Annotated in this window: 12 protein-coding genes; 10 read left to right on the forward strand and 2 right to left on the reverse strand. The window is 68.5% G+C overall.

From position 1 onward, the window contains the following. Window positions 1–76: 76 nt before the first annotated feature. Window positions 77–1,087 carry a LysR family transcriptional regulator gene (locus AN478_RS13295; protein ID WP_054967093.1) on the reverse strand — a complete coding sequence of 337 codons (1,011 nt, stop codon included), beginning with the start codon at window positions 1,085–1,087 and terminating at the stop codon, window positions 77–79. A 215-nt stretch (window positions 1,088–1,302) separates the two neighbouring features. Between AN478_RS13295 and AN478_RS13300 the strand changes: the two genes are divergently transcribed. From AN478_RS13300 to AN478_RS13325, 7 genes are all read left to right on the forward strand, one after another. Then, window positions 1,303–2,445, forward strand: coding sequence for a class II fructose-bisphosphate aldolase (locus AN478_RS13300; RefSeq protein ID WP_197289215.1), 1,143 nt, complete (start codon window positions 1,303–1,305; stop codon window positions 2,443–2,445). A 60-nt stretch (window positions 2,446–2,505) separates the two neighbouring features. Beyond that, on the forward strand, window positions 2,506–3,021 hold the full coding sequence (locus AN478_RS14035; protein WP_143004015.1) for a hypothetical protein: 516 nt from the start codon (window positions 2,506–2,508) through the stop codon (window positions 3,019–3,021). A gap of 434 nt (window positions 3,022–3,455) precedes the next feature. After that, window positions 3,456–5,135, forward strand: a complete 1,680-nt coding sequence (locus AN478_RS13305; protein ID WP_054967128.1) for an NADH-quinone oxidoreductase subunit 5 family protein — start codon at window positions 3,456–3,458, stop codon at window positions 5,133–5,135. Window position 5,136: 1 nt separating this feature from the next. Further along, the gene (locus tag AN478_RS14040) at window positions 5,137–5,907 is read left to right on the forward strand and encodes a hypothetical protein (protein WP_054967095.1); all 771 of its coding nucleotides are present in this window, start codon (window positions 5,137–5,139) and stop codon (window positions 5,905–5,907) included. Beyond that, window positions 5,904–9,020, forward strand: coding sequence for a DUF2309 domain-containing protein (locus AN478_RS13315; protein WP_054967096.1), 3,117 nt, complete (start codon window positions 5,904–5,906; stop codon window positions 9,018–9,020). The genes AN478_RS14040 and AN478_RS13315 overlap by 4 nt, the downstream gene beginning before the upstream one ends. Continuing rightward, entirely contained in the window at window positions 9,013–9,339 is a 327-nt protein-coding gene (locus AN478_RS13320; RefSeq protein WP_054967097.1) for a P-II family nitrogen regulator, read from the forward strand. The genes AN478_RS13315 and AN478_RS13320 overlap by 8 nt, the downstream gene beginning before the upstream one ends. A gap of 227 nt (window positions 9,340–9,566) precedes the next feature. Then, on the forward strand, window positions 9,567–9,779 hold the full coding sequence (locus AN478_RS13325) for a hypothetical protein (RefSeq protein WP_054967098.1): 213 nt from the start codon (window positions 9,567–9,569) through the stop codon (window positions 9,777–9,779). A gap of 77 nt (window positions 9,780–9,856) precedes the next feature. On the opposite strand, the gene AN478_RS13330 is transcribed toward AN478_RS13325, so the two are convergent. After that, complete coding sequence (locus AN478_RS13330; RefSeq protein ID WP_054967099.1) at window positions 9,857–10,930, reverse strand: L,D-transpeptidase; 1,074 nt, start codon at window positions 10,928–10,930, stop codon at window positions 9,857–9,859. Window positions 10,931–11,061: 131 nt separating this feature from the next. On the opposite strand from AN478_RS13330, the gene AN478_RS13335 reads away from it, so the two are divergent. Genes AN478_RS13335 through AN478_RS13345 form a run of 3 tightly spaced genes read left to right on the forward strand, consistent with a single transcriptional unit; the run spans window position 11,062 to window position 13,949 of the window. Further along, a complete protein-coding gene (locus AN478_RS13335) occupies window positions 11,062–12,303 on the forward strand; it encodes a dicarboxylate/amino acid:cation symporter (protein ID WP_054967100.1) in 1,242 nt (413 codons plus the stop codon). Between the two features lie 45 nt (window positions 12,304–12,348). Then, window positions 12,349–12,723 carry a hypothetical protein gene (locus tag AN478_RS13340; protein ID WP_054967101.1) on the forward strand — a complete coding sequence of 125 codons (375 nt, stop codon included), beginning with the start codon at window positions 12,349–12,351 and terminating at the stop codon, window positions 12,721–12,723. A 5-nt stretch (window positions 12,724–12,728) separates the two neighbouring features. Continuing rightward, entirely contained in the window at window positions 12,729–13,949 is a 1,221-nt protein-coding gene (locus AN478_RS13345) for an NAD(P)/FAD-dependent oxidoreductase (RefSeq protein WP_054967102.1), read from the forward strand. Window positions 13,950–14,166 lie beyond the last annotated feature (217 nt).

Here is a 14,166-nt window from a genome sequence, read left to right on the forward strand (position 1 = left end):
ACCGCGTTAAGGGCGGCAGTAACGGGGCGGGACAAGAACGGGCCGCCCCGATGGGACGGCCCGGCTAAGTGCGGGCCTACCGGCCCCCTTCCAGGTCGGGCTTCCGGGGAGCTGTATCGGGGGAGGCGTGGGGCAGAGAGCTCAGGAGGTCCTCCATTTGCCTGGCCACCCGCGCACCGTCTTCCACCATGAAATCCAGGAAGGATTCGGCGATCACCGACAGCTTCTTGCCCCGGGGATAGACCGCGTACCAATAGCGATCCAGGGGGAAGCCCTCCACATCCAGGACGGTCACCGGGCCCTCGGTCCCCTCCAGGCTCAGGCTGTGCAAGGACAGGACGGAGAGTCCCAGGCCACTGGCCACGGCGTGCTTGATGGCCTCGTTGCTGCTCAGTTCCATGATGACATTCGGTCGCAGTCCGGCGGACTCGAACAGCCGCTGGGTCACCTCCCGGATCCCGGACCCCGGCTCCCGGGCGATGAAGGGCTCCTCGGCCAAGCGCTCAAGGGGAATGGCCTGCTCCCCGTCCAGGGCGTGGCCGTGGGGAGCCATGACCACCAGCGGATTCGGCGCGATGGGCACGGCCTCCACTTCCAGCCCTTCCAGGGGCTTCTGCCCCATGATGTAGAGGTCGTCCTCGTTGATGGCCAGGCGCTCCAGCACCCGCTCCCGGTTGGAGACCTTCAGGGAGACGTCGATGCCGGGATACCGCTGCTTGAAGTGGCCCAGCACGTGTGGGGCAAAGTACTTGGCGGTGGTCACCACCGCCACCTTCAGGGTGCCCCGCTTCAGCCCCTCCATATCCGCCACCCGCATCTCCAGCCGCTCCAGGCTGCCGAACACCTCGATGCAGGTCTCGTAGAGCTCCCTCCCCGCCTCGGTCAGGTGGACCTGGCGGCCGACCTGCTCGAACAGCGCCATACCCACCGCATCCGCCAGCTTCTTCACCTGCATGGAGGCGGTGGGCTGCGTCAAATACAGCTCCTCGGCGGCTCGGGTCACGCTCTGGTTGCGGGCAAGCGCCTCGAAGATCTTGAGCTGGCGCAGGGTTACCCGGCGGGCTAGGTCCTTTCCGACTGATTGCATCGATATTTACCTATGCCATCTATCGACAGAACGAATTTTATTTATGCCTCGGGCGAGCCAAAATACTTGACCATATCGACCGGGATTGCAAGCCCTCACTTTCCCCGGCGCGGCGACCGGCTCCGGAACGTGGATACTGGCCAACATCCCCCTGGATAGACACGGCCAGCCCAGCAAGGAGATGGCTGACCATGGCCCTTACGGACATAAACGACATGCGCACCCATGCGTACCGGCACGGATACGCCCTGGGCGCATTCGCCATACCGGACCTCGAGTCCTTGGTTGGTGTGATCGCGGCCGCGGAGGCCTACCGGGCCCCCGTGCTACTGGTCCCCGAGGCGGCGGACGAACACCGACGGAAGCTGCTCTTACCAGCCGTGGAAGCGGCCGCCCGCGATGCCCAGGTGCCGGTAGGCATCCAGGCCGCGGTGGCCGGCGACAGGGAGGCTGCATCCAGCGCGATCCGCCTCGGATGCAATGGGCTACGGGTGCGGGAAACGGGAGGAAGCTTTCCCCAGAGCGTCCAGCAAGCCCAGGAGATAGCCGCGCTCGCCCACGCTTGCGGTCTCTCCGTGGAGGCCGAGCCAGGGACCAACGTGGTCACCACTCCCGCCGAGGCCAAGAGGTTTGTCGAGGGCAGCGGGGTTGAGGGATTGTGGCTGGACCTGGGCGTGCGGGATTCCGAGCGCTCCGGCAAGGGGCGGCCCGATTACGACCGCGTCAAGCGAATCCACAAGGAGTTGAACGCACCCCTGGGGATCGATGCGGGGAACGGCCTCTCCGAAGACCAGTACCTTCGGTTGATCCGGCACGGCGTGGCCGTTTTCGAGTTTCGAGCCCCAACCAAGGATGAAGACCCGGTGGCCGAATCCGTGTCCGCCCAGGCGGAACAAGCCCTCCGCATTTGGGGAGCCGCCGGACGGGCCGCCGAGGTGCGGGCACAGTGCGCTCCCTGGGAGGCCGCCGAGCAGATCCTTCTGTGCAATTTCCCGGGGGCGTCTGAAAACGAAATGGATGAGAGGCTCAGCCAAGGCGAGCTAACCCTGGCCGGGATTCCCGGGGTTCGGGACGTGGTTGGGGGCAAGGCGGCGGAGGAGGCTCCCTACCGCTATGCCTGGCGCGTGCGTTTGTGCCACCCCAAAGCCCTAAGCCACTTTCAGCAGCACCCCGAGCGGCACGCTTTCACCCATGGGGGTACCCATTCCTCCGCGGAGGACTGCATCTGGATCCATTACCGGTGCGGCGGCAGGGACGGTGGCACACAACGGGATCCGCAGGAACGGCCTTTCGCCGAGGGATCGTCCACAGCCGATCTCGAGCATGTGGCGGCGCGCACCCCGAGAAAGCTGGCGTGATGGCGACCTTTCTGCAGCTAGTTGTGTCCCCACGGTTGTCCCCGGCTCGGTAGCGCAGCCATGAGCCTGCTTGTGGTCGCCCATACGGATAATCCCCTGGCCCGGATTTTTCAGGTTGCGAGTCTGTTTTTAACGTACCGCCAGCGCCAATCCCAATCGGGGCAGCCGGATGCCCCCCTCCTCGGGCTATGGCTGGACCCCTCGCCATTGGATACCGTTACTTCGCTTAGTGAGATGGGGAACGGGGATCCGGTTCGAGGCCCTTGGGTGCAGGAAAGTTTTGGCTACGAGGGAGACTGGTACGTCTGCCGGCTAGCTGCCAATCTGGGCCCCCAAGGGGATGAACAAACCCTGGAAAGCCTGCTCAACCTGCTTCTGGAGAAGCGCGGGGCGGGGGGAGATCCCAAGCGGGCTTTCGCGCCATGTTTTTCTTCCGCCACTCCCGACCAGCACATCCTTGATGTTTTAAAGCACTTCTCCCGCCGATACCCGGACGTCCTCACCATGGCCGTCACCCAGGACCCGGCGGATAAGCGCCTGATACCCCAGCCTTACCTGCGCGCCAACCCCACATAGCCGCGCAGGCGCAAACCCGCTTTTCCGGTGCAGCCGGTGGCGGCCCGACGCGCGGTGCAATCTTCCCATCGGTGCCTGCTTGGTCCGGAGAAGGGCGGCTTTTCCGGGCCAGGGAGGTTCGCGGGGAAGCGAGCTGGACCGAGTCTGGTTCGCTCCGACAAAAAATGGGGCGCCCCACTCGAACGCCGGGATCCGAAGGAGCTACCGCAACGCCGGAAGAATAGCCTTTTTGCAATACACTCCATTCGATTTATCGATTGTTCTCTAATCCCCCCCTCTTCGTAGACTTGCCCCGACGCCCTCGCTGGCCGCATCCGAATCCTTAACCCAACGGGGGGGCGGCAGGCGAGCCAACAAGACGATCCGGCATGGCTGAAATTTGCCTCCAGTCGCCTGGAGGGCCAATGCCGCACACCGGGGGCTGGTCCGGAACCATGGAAGCGCTCATTACCGCAGCCGCGGCCCTGCCGCTCCTCTCAGCCGGACTGATCCAAGTGCTTTCCGCACGCCTGGGCCGAGGCGGTGCACGATTGAGCACCGCGTTCGTTGTAGCCACCTTCGGGCTGGCCGCCGTTGCCCTCGGCCTCGCTTGGAGCGGCATGGAAGCCAAGCAGGTCACCCTGGGCAGCGCCTGGGGCACGCTGCTGTTCGATCCCCTGAGCACCCTGATGGCCGTGGTGATCGCCGGGATCAGCCTCATCGTCCATGTCTATTCCCTGCGCTACATGGCCGACGAAGCGGGCTATATCCGCTTTTTCGTGCTGCTGGATCTGATGACCGCGGCGCTGATCGTCATGGTCGCCGCCGGCGATCTGGTAACCCTCCTGGTGGCCTGGCACCTGGTGGGCGTGCTGCTCTACTTCCTGCTCGGCCACGACACCCGCAGCCCCTCCGCTTCCCGCTACGCCTTCTGGACCCTGATCACCTACCGCATCGGCGACCTGCCGCTGGTGCTGGCGGCGGCCCTGCTGTACCAGGCGTACGGCACCTGGTCGCTGCCGGAGATCTTCGCGGCCATGGCAGCCGATCCGGGCGTGCATACCTACCTGGGTCTGCCGCTTCCGGAGGTGGTGGGCTGGCTGGTGGCGCTGGCGGCCTTCGCGCGCTCGGCGCAGTTCCTGCTGCACACCTGGCTGCCCTACACCATGGACGGGCCCACCCCCGTCTCGGCCCTGATGCACGCGGGCATCGTCAACGCCGGCGGGTTCCTCATTAACCGCTTCGCCCCCGTGTTCGTGCACACCGACGGCGTGCTGCACATGGTCTTCATCGTCGGTCTGGTCACCGCGGTGATCGGCTCGGCACTGATGCTCACGCAGAACGACATCAAGAAGTCGCTGGGCTATTCGACCATGGGCCAGATGGGCTTCATGATCATGGAGACCGGCATCGGCGCCTTCTCCCTGGCCATCTTCCATCTCATCGCCCACGGCCTGTTCAAGGGCACCCTGTTCCTCGGCGCGGGCGGGGTCATCCATGCCGCGCGCCAGGAAAACGGCGCGCCCAAGGACGAGCTCTATTCGTTCGTCGTGGAGCGGCGCCCGGCCCGGACCCGCCTGCCCTGGCTGCTGATGGCGGCCATCACGCTGGCCGTTCCCATTGCCATCCTGGTGGTGGCCCATTGGCTGGTCGCCCACGACTACTTCCAGAAACAGGGCGCCATCGTGCTCCTGTTCTTCGGCTGGGTGACCGGAGCGCAGCTGCTGTTCGCCACCTACCGGATGGGGGCCCAGAACCTGTGGCGGCTGGTCACCCTGAGCATCTTCTCCTTCGCGGTGGTGGTGGTCGGCTACTCCCTGATCAGTCACGCCTTCGACCTGTTCCTGTATCCGGACGAGGCATTCCGGGCGCAGATCTACACCGCCGCGGAGATCGACCTGTTCTGGTTCGACCTACTCGTCGGGCTCATCACCGCCTTGATCGTGCTGGGCTGGCTGCTCACCTACTACGCGGAGAACAACGGCCACCACCGGCGTTCCCACGCGACCCGGGCCTGGATGAGCTTCTACGCCCTGGTCTCCCGGGAGTTCTACCTGCCCGATCTCTATACCCGCCTCACGCGCACCCTCCTGGCGGCAGCGGGCCGGCTCAACGTCTGGATGAGGTGGGTCTGACATGTCCCTGGCAACCTATCTTCTGGCCGCGGTTTTCCTGCCCCTGTTTCCGTTCAGCGCGGCCTTCAACGCCCTGTACGCATGGGTGGGCCACTCCGCCTTGCGCGCCGTTCTCCTGCTGATCTGGCCCCAGATCGGGCTGGCCCTCATGCCAGCGGCGGCCGGGCCGCCCCCGGACTGGCTGCTGCCCCTGGCACTGGCGACCTCCGCGCTCTACGCCTTCCGCGCCCTCGCCCTGCGCGAGCTGGGCCAGTGGACCGCCTTCCTCGCCACCTCCCTCTGGGCCCTGCTCTGGCTGACCGGTGCCAGCGAGCTGTTCGCCGGCTCCGCCCATCTGCACGCCCTGGGGATAAGCGCACCCCTGGCGCTGCTGGCACTGCTCACGGGCGGGCTGGAGGGGCGCTTCGGCGCCGCCTATACGGGCCTGTACCCGGGACTGGCCCAGACCCTGCCGCGGTTTTCCGGGGTGCTGGTGGGGACGGTGCTGGCCAGCGTGGCGCTGCCGCTGTTTCCGGCGTTTTTCACCATGCTGGCGCTGCTGCTGACCAGTGTCCCCAGCACGCCCGCAGCGAGCCTCGCCCTGCTCGGCATCTGGCTGCTCTGGACCTGGGCCGGGGCGCGCATGGTCCAGGGCCTGGTGGTCGGCCCAGCCGAGCCGGACACCCCCGACTATCAAGTCGCTGACCTGGGCCCCGGCTCCGCTTGGGCGTATGCCGCCGCCCTGATGGCACTCACCATCGGCGGCCTGTTCCTGTCAGGAGACCTGCCATGAGTCTCTCGCTGGGCGAAGAGCTAAAGATTCGAACCACGGTCTATGTGGCCGGGGAGCCCATCCCCTTCTTCTGGCCCATGCGCTCCTTTATCCACCACAACCCCCTGCACGGACTGGAGCACCTGCCCTTCCCCGAGGCCGTGGAAAAGGGCGAGGAGCTGTTCCATGCCCGGGGGTACCTGCCCAGGTGCCAATATCAGCGCTATCTCACCGCAGGGCAGGTGGACCGCGAACGGCTCGCCGCCGAGGCGAAGGCCTTCGCCGCCGAACGCGACCCCATTCCGGGGATCGACCTGCCGCGCTGGCTAATGGCTCTGCTCACGGAGGTCGAGCAGCCCGTGGCGCGAACGCGGACGCTGGCCGGGCCGGAAGATGTAAAGGCCACCCTGAACGGCAGCGCCCCAACGGCAGACGCCGGGCCCGTGACGGCGGCCATCACCGACGGGCTGCGCGCGGCCTTGCTCGGCGAACGGCCGGTCTACGAGGCGGTGGACGCCCTCTACGGCACGGAGATCGGAGCGGAGCTGGACGAGCTGGTCATCAAGAGCTGCCTCGATTTCTTCGACGAGGGCCAGTCCGTCTGGGGCATGCCCGGGCGCGAGCAGGGCTTTTTCGCGGCCTGGCGCCAGCTCGCCGTCCGCAACGGCCGGTTTTCCCTGCGTGGTCTGCACGTCGAGCGCATCCTGGCGCAGGCCGATGGGCCGGAAGAGGTGATCGCCCAGGTGATGCGCACGCTGGAGGTGCCCGAGTCGCGGTGGATGGGCTATTTCACCCGCGAGCTCGTCCGGCTGCACGGCTGGGCCGGCTTCATCCGCTGGCGTTCCCATGCCCGGCATTATCACTGGAACCAGCGCTATCCCGGCGACCTGGTGGACCTGCTCGCGGTGCGCCTGACCCTCGCCCTGGCCCTGCTAAGCGAGCGCAAGCACAGGGACCTGGCAACCACCGCCGGCGCCATCGAGCAGGCCATCGAGAATCGGCCCCGGGAGACCTATCTGCGCCATGAGCTGCACAGCGGGGCCATCCTGCCGGCGCAGGCGGCGGGGGTGGAGAAAGCCCTGGCCCGCGGCAAGCCGGACCGGATCGAGCGGATCTATGCCGACTACGTCCGGGCCAAGCGCGACCAGGAAGCGCACCGCCAGGCCGAGCGGCTGCAGGCACTGGCGACCCGGGCGGGAGAGGCGCCCGCACTCGATCAACTCTCCGGGGAGGCGCTGGAACGGCTGCTGGACACCCTGCATGCCTTCGAGCGCCACGAAGGCATGCTCTGGCTGCGCGCCATGGAGGCGCAGGCCACGGACCGGCTGCTTCGGGACCTCAACCCGACGCCGCCGGCGCCGAGGGAGAAACGCCCCTTTGCCCAGGCGCTGTTCTGCATCGACACCCGCTCGGAACGGATCCGGCGGCACCTGGAGGCCGCGGGGGATTATCAGACCTATGGCATCGCGGGCTTTTTCGGCGTGCCGATCAGCTTCATGGAGCTCGGCAAGGGCAGCGAAACCCCGTTGTGCCCGGTGCTGCTCACGCCCAAAAACCTGGTGCCGGAAATGCCCGTTTCGGCCCCACAGGACCCAGCCGCGGTCACCGCCCTCGAGAAGGCCCTGCACGAGCTCAAGGAATCCATCGTCAGCCCCTTCGTCACCGTGGAGGCCATCGGCCTGTTGTTCGGCCTGGACATGGTCGGCAAGACGCTGATTCCCCGGCAGTACAACCGCTGGCGCCAGCACCTGCACGAGGACAAGCCGCCCGCCCGCATGCTGCTGGACAAGCTGAGCCGCGAGCAGGCCGACTCCATCGTGCGCACGGTCCAGCGGGCCGTGATCATCCAGGCGGTGGGCCAGGAATTCGGCCTGCAGACGGAGCGCATCACGGACGCCATGGTGCGTGAGCTGCGCGAGGCCGCCATGGGCAAGCAGCACCGGGCGCCCGAGCTCGCCCAATCGCTCGGCCTGGATGCCCAAGGGGAACAGGCCTTTATCAAGCGCCTGCGTGAGGTCTACCGCATCGACCCCGCCTTCGCCCGGCTGCAGATGGAGCGGCTGGGGCGTATCGGCTTCAGCCTCGACGAGCAGGTCGGTTTCGTCGGCAATGCCCTACGCGCCATCGGCCTGACCGAAGGATTCTCCCGTTTCATCCTGCTGGTGGGCCACGGCAGCACCTCCGAGAACAATCCCTACGAGTCGGCGCTCGACTGCGGCGCCTGCGGCGGCAACCACGGGCTGGTGAACGCCCGCGTTCTGGCGCAGATGGCCAACAAGCCCGAGGTCCGGGATGCACTTCGGGAACAGGGCATCGACATCCCCGACGACGCCTGGTTCATGGCCGCGCTGCACGACACCACCACCGACGAGCTGCGGCTATCCGACCTCGACCGCATGCCCGCCTCGCACGTGGCCTATCTCGACCGCCTGCACAACGGCCTGCGGGCCGCCTCCCGGCGGTGCGCCCAGGAGCGCATCCCCACCCTGCAGATCACCGCCGTCGAGGGCGAACCGGGCGATTCCCATCGCGAGGCGCAGCGCAACTCCATGGATTGGTCCCAGGTGCGCCCCGAATGGGGACTGTCCGGCAACGCCTACTTCATCATCGGCCGGCGGGCGCTGACCCAGGAGCTGGCCCTGGACGGGCGCGCCTTTCTCCACTCCTACGATTACCGCATCGACCCCAAGCGCCGGCTGCTGGAGACCATCCTCACCGGACCCCTGGTGGTGGGCCAGTGGATCAACATGGAGCACTACTTCTCCACCGTGGACAACGAACGCTTCGGCAGCGGCAGCAAGGTCTACCACAACGTCGCCGGACGGCTCGGGGTCATGACCGGCAACCTCAGCGACCTGCGCACGGGCCTGCCCTCCCAGACGGTGCTGGACCAGGGCCGGCCCTACCACCAACCGCTGCGCCTCATCACGGTGATCGAGGCGCCGTTGGCGCAGGCCCAGGCCGCCGTGGAGAACGTAGTTTCCGTCAAGCATCTGGTGCGCAACGGCTGGATCCGGCTGCTCGTCATCGACCCCGAAACCGGGACCGTGACCACCTATGACGACGGCCAATGGCTGCACCAGCCACTCGTCCACGCTCAGCCAACCCCCGAGGAGGCCATGCAGCATGCATAACCTCAACTTCAGCCCCTTGAAGAAGCTCGAAATCATTTTGAGCGGGGAGCACCAGGGCTTCGCCACCGACCTGCTCGACCGCGCCGGGGTGAAGGGCTACACCATCATGCACAACCTCTCGGGCAAGGGCAGCCACGGCTTCCACGAGGGCCACCTGATGTTCAACGAGGACGACGTGCTGATCATGATCATCGCCGCGGTCCCGGAAGACATGGTCGAGCCCATCCTGGAAGGGTTCGCGCCCTTCTTTAGCGAGCACTCGGGCGTGGTGTTCATCTCCGACATCCAGGTAACCCGGATGGTGAAGTTCACCGATTAGGGGGCGGGTTACCCCATCCGCTCCAATGGTCAGGCCCGGGCTGCGCGAACGGCTCAGACGGCTCTGGCAAACAGGTACACAGGGTGGGAGGAAATGCGGTAGGGAGGCGTAATTGAAGGGAAAAATCGGGGTTTACCAATCGGAAGGCGGGCCCTATAGTACCCTAAAAGTTGCACATTTTATGCCGCTTACCACTCCTTGGACTCACCAAACGCGAGGAGATAAAAATGGCTGACCAGCCTGATGAATCGGATCTGCCGCATAAGCCGCAATTCGCATCGGCCCCGGGCCAGGCCCGCAAGACCGCGACGGTGGAGGACTCGTTGGCTGCGGCGGAGGAGTTGAAGCCCATGGTTGGACAAGCGCGCCGTAAAGCCCGGGAACGGCGGGCCGCCCTTGCCAAGTGGGGCAAGATGGCCCTACCCCCGGAAGAGCGGTAGGCACTGCGGGGTCGAGGCTACCCTGGTCATTCGGTACGCCCCCGGCCTCCTTCCCCAGTAAAGGATCGGGCCACCGTTCAGGGACGGATGGTGACCGGGTCCCCCTCGCGCATGTAGCGCCACAGGGTCTCGGCGGCCTCGGGGCGCACCCGGATGCAGCCGTGGCTCTCCTTGCGGCCGATGCTGTCCGGGTCGTTGGTGGCGTGGATGGCGTAGCTCTTGCCGATGTTCAGGGCGAACTTGCCGAGCACCCCGTCGAAGCAGCGCCGCCCCGCCGCCACATCCTCGGCGTAACGGGCCTCCTCGGCCATGGAGTCGGGGATGCACCAGTCGATTCCGTCGGGCTCGTGGATACGCCAACGCACCTCGTAGTCCCCGGGCTCGGTGTAATAGCACCGCCCGCCCTCCTCTTCCGGCAGGCAGTCGTCCATGCCCAGGCCCACCTCGGTGGCATAGACCTCCCGGGCCTCGCCCGACCGATCCTCCTCCAGGACCCGCAGCTCGAAGGCGGATTTGTCCACCACGATGCGCCGCTGCTCCCCCTCGGCGAGTGGAATGTCGGGCGGCGGGCTCAGGTCGCGGGCCGCCCGCGCCGGTACCCAGAGGGAGCGCTGTGCCGGCTCCCAGCGGTCCGCGGGGAAGTGGCCGGACACCTCCAGCCACGCCCCCTGCCGCCGGCGCACGGTGAACCGGTCGCCCTCGGCCCAGGTGGCCACGGGGCGGCCCCGGGGCCGATCGCGCACCGCGACGTCCCGCTCCAGCCCGTAGGTGCGGGCGCGGATAGCCTCCGCCACGGGACGCTTGGGGCGGTACGGGCGCACGACCCGCAGGTGGTCCGCGCGCATCCAGCGGGGCTCCTCCATGGGCCGCCAACGCTCTTCGGGGAAGTGGCCGGTGACGCGCACCCAGTCCTTGAACCGGCGGCTGGAGGTGAGCAGCGTACCGGCCTCCCAGCGGGCCACCTCCGCCCCCTCGGGGCGCGCGCGCAGGGAGGCCTCCTCCCGCAGCTGGAAGGTCTTGGGTCGGGTCACCGCCGACACGGCGGGCTGGGAGGAGGCGGCGTCCAGGGCAGACGGTCCGGAGCTCGCCTCCGCCTGGGCGGGCAGCAGCGGCAACGCCACCGCCCAGGCGAGGCACACACGGGTCCACATGGCTCTTTCCATCTCCGTGCTTGTCCGGGGGTTGGGGACACGGCTATCCTAACTCCTTCCGAAAGCACGCGCATCCGTGTCCGGCCGCGGCGGTTGGCTGTCCGCTCCTTGCAACCCACCGAGGACCTCCCATGCCCCACAAGCACGCTGTCGCCGTCCTCGCCGGGATCATCGTGGGGGTGCTCGCCGGGGTCGCCATCGGCTGGCAGGGCGGGCCCGCCGTAGGGGCGGTGGCCTGGATGGGCACGGTCTTCCTGAACGCCCTGCAGATCCTGGTCATCCCCCTGGTGCTGGCGGCGGTGATCAGCGGCGTGGCCAGTGTCGGGGACATACGCCACTTCGGTGCCCTGGGCGGGGTCACGGTGGGCTACTACCTGGCCACCACCGCCATCGCCGTGCTCATCGGCCTGCTGATGGTGAACTGGATCCAGCCAGGGGCCACGGCGGGCCTGGAGGCGGCCGGGGAGCTTCCCGAGGGCATCGCCGAGCGGGGCGGCGCCGACGCCCGGGCGTTCATCGAGTCCATCCTGCCGCCCAACCTGGTGGCCGCCGCCGCGGACACCAAGCTCCTGCCCCTGATCCTCTTCGCCCTGGCCTTCGGCGTGGCCATGCTGGCGGTAGGCGAGCCGGGCCGGCCCGTGGCCGCATTCTTCCAGGGCTTCAACGAGATCCTCATGAAGCTGGTGATCTGGCTCATGTACCTGGCGCCGCTGGGCATTTTGGGGCTGGTGGCGGGCCGGCTGGGGGCGGCCGGCGGTGGCGACGCCCTGGTGGACCAGCTCACGGCCGTGGCCTGGCACGTGGTGACGGTGGTATCCGGCCTCGCCATCCACGCCGTGGTGCTGTTCGCCATCCTGTGGCTGGTGGCCGGACGCGGCCTGTCCTACCTGGCCACCATGCTGCGGGCCCTGTTCGTGGCCCTGGGCACCGCCAGCTCCTCCGCCACCCTGCCCCTGACCATGGAGGGCGTGCGGGAGAACGGCGTGGACCCCCGGGCCTCGCGCACGGTGTTGCCCCTGGGGGCCACCATCAACATGGACGGCACGGCCCTCTACGAGGCCTGCGCGGTCCTGTTCATCGCCCAGGCCTATGGACTGGACCTGACCCTGGGGCAGCAGGCTATTGTGTTCGTAACGGCCACCCTCGCCGCCATCGGCGCCGCCGGCATCCCCGAGGCGGGGCTGGTGACCATGGTCATCGTCCTCAACGCGGTGGGGCTGCCGCTGGAAGGCATTGGCCTGCTGCTGGCGGTGGACTGGCTGCTGGACCGCTTCCGCACCGCCACCAACGTCTGGGGCGACGCCGTGGGCGCCGCCGTGGTCCACCGCTTCATCGGGCGCTGGAAGCCGGCCGGGGAGGCCCCGGCCGGCTAGCTCCAGGCCGCGGGTGGGCGGCCCCTACCTTCGAGGAGAAGCGACATGTCCGACGAGCCCCGCAGCGAGCACCCCTCCGGCGAGTCGTCGGAACCGCGCGAGGCCGGCTGCGGCTTCCAGGACGCCACGGACTTGGCCACCCGGGCCGCCCGGCTGGGGCTGGAGGCCGCCGCCACGCCGCTATCCTGGCTGCCCGGGCCGGCCCGGGAGAGCCTCCGCCACAACGCGGCCAACGCCCTGCGCGGCCTGGCCGTAGGCCCCCGCATCCTCTCCGGCATCCTGGAGGAGGTGGCGCGTGAGGTGCAGGTTCCCCTGGAGGAGTCCCATCTGGGTAGCCGCCGGGAGGGGGAGCCCCGCGCCGAGGGCGGGCCCCGGGAGGAAGAAGAGCCGCGCGGCTCCACAAACACCGGGGAAGGATAAGCGCCATGCGGGTCCTGATCCTGGGAGGTGGCTACGCCGGCCTGCGCACGGCCCTGGACCTCGACGCCATGCGGGCCCGGGGACAGCTCCCCGAGGGCGTCCAGGTGGACCTGGTGGAGCGCGCCCCCTGCCACGAGGTCATCTTCTGGCTGCATCAGGTGGCCGCCGGCACCCTCGCCCCGGAGCAGGCCTGCATCGACTACGGCCGCCTGCCCCTGGAGGGGATCCAACTGCACCAGGCCACGGTGCAGGACCTCCACCCCACCCCCCGCCGGGTGGACACGGACGCCGGCCCCTTCTCCTACGACGCACTGGTGCTGGCCCTGGGCTCCGGGCCTTCTTCCCCGGACATCCCCGGGCTGGCCGAGCACGCCCACACCCTGCGCACCCACGAGGACGCCGAGAACCTGCACAACGCCCTGGAGGCGGCCTACGCACGGGCCGCGCCCCTCGCCGACGCCGCCGAGCGGCGGCGCCTGCTGACCACCGTGGTGGCCGGCGGCGGCTACACCGGCTGCCAGCTCGCCGGGGAGCTGGCCCACCGCCTGCCTGACCTCGCCGACCGTCACGGGGCCCCGCTGGACGACATCCGGCTGCTCCTGTGCGAGCCCCGCGACCGCCTGCTGCCGGAGATGGAGCCCTGCCACGGCCGGGCCGCGCGGCGCATCCTCGAGCGCAAGGGCGTGGAGGTGCGCCTGGGAGCGCCACTGGAACGGCTCTCCGAGGACACGGCGGTCCTGGGCGGCGAGGGCCTCCCCTACGGGGTGCTGGCCTGGGCCGGCGGCATCCGCGCGCCGGGCTTCCTGAAGGAGGCCGGGCTGGGCGCCAACCCCCAGGGCCGGGTCATCGTGGACGATCACCTGCGCGTCCCGGACCATCCCGACATCCTCGCCGCCGGCGACTGCGCCGTGCGGGTCGCCCCGGACGGCTCCTTATCCACCACCCCGGCCACCGCCACCGAGGCCATGAACCAGGGCCGCTATATGGCCGCCCTGCTCCGCGACCGGGCCCGCGGCCGCGCCCCGGCGGCCGCCTACGCCCCCACCCGCCTGGGCCTGCTGGTGTCCCTGGGGAACAGCGACGCGGTGGGCAACGTGGGCCCGCTCCCCGTGCAGGGCCGGGCGGCGGGCCTCCTCAAGAACGGTGCCGAGCGCACCTACCCCGACACCCTCCTCCGGCCCCACACCGAGCCGCTGCTGGACCCCGACTTCCTGCGCCCCGCCTGAAGGACTTACCGGTCTCCCGCCGCGGCGCACCCCCATCCCTTCGAAACCCGCCGGCGCGCTCGCCCCCTTCGGCATCCGCCCACCCAAAACGGCTCCTCGACGCCGCAAATGGAATTCGCATAGTCTTTGCGGAGACTGAGTGCCCGGTCTCGGGCTGTCCCTGATCCCCACGTTTTGAGGTCCCGCATGCAGAGCAAGGACATCCTCGCCCTCGGTC

The organism is Thiohalorhabdus denitrificans (genome assembly GCF_001399755.1).
Lineage (GTDB): Bacteria > Pseudomonadota > Gammaproteobacteria > Thiohalorhabdales > Thiohalorhabdaceae > Thiohalorhabdus > Thiohalorhabdus denitrificans.

Coding starts and splice junctions, on each gene's coding strand:
- AN478_RS13305 (WP_054967128.1), top strand. CDS start 3,456: ATGGAAGCGCTCATTACCGCAGCCGCGGCCCTGCCGCTCCTCTCAGCC.
- AN478_RS13315 (WP_054967096.1), top strand. CDS start 5,904: ATGAGTCTCTCGCTGGGCGAAGAGCTAAAGATTCGAACCACGGTCTAT.
- AN478_RS13335 (WP_054967100.1), top strand. CDS start 11,062: ATGCCCCACAAGCACGCTGTCGCCGTCCTCGCCGGGATCATCGTGGGG.
- AN478_RS13340 (WP_054967101.1), top strand. CDS start 12,349: ATGTCCGACGAGCCCCGCAGCGAGCACCCCTCCGGCGAGTCGTCGGAA.
- AN478_RS14040 (WP_054967095.1), top strand. CDS start 5,137: ATGTCCCTGGCAACCTATCTTCTGGCCGCGGTTTTCCTGCCCCTGTTT.
- AN478_RS13320 (WP_054967097.1), top strand. CDS start 9,013: ATGCATAACCTCAACTTCAGCCCCTTGAAGAAGCTCGAAATCATTTTG.
- AN478_RS13325 (WP_054967098.1), top strand. CDS start 9,567: ATGGCTGACCAGCCTGATGAATCGGATCTGCCGCATAAGCCGCAATTC.
- AN478_RS13345 (WP_054967102.1), top strand. CDS start 12,729: ATGCGGGTCCTGATCCTGGGAGGTGGCTACGCCGGCCTGCGCACGGCC.
- AN478_RS13295 (WP_054967093.1), bottom strand. CDS start 1,087: ATGCAATCAGTCGGAAAGGACCTAGCCCGCCGGGTAACCCTGCGCCAG.
- AN478_RS13330 (WP_054967099.1), bottom strand. CDS start 10,930: ATGTGGACCCGTGTGTGCCTCGCCTGGGCGGTGGCGTTGCCGCTGCTG.
- AN478_RS13300 (WP_197289215.1), top strand. CDS start 1,303: ATGCGCACCCATGCGTACCGGCACGGATACGCCCTGGGCGCATTCGCC.
- AN478_RS14035 (WP_143004015.1), top strand. CDS start 2,506: ATGAGCCTGCTTGTGGTCGCCCATACGGATAATCCCCTGGCCCGGATT.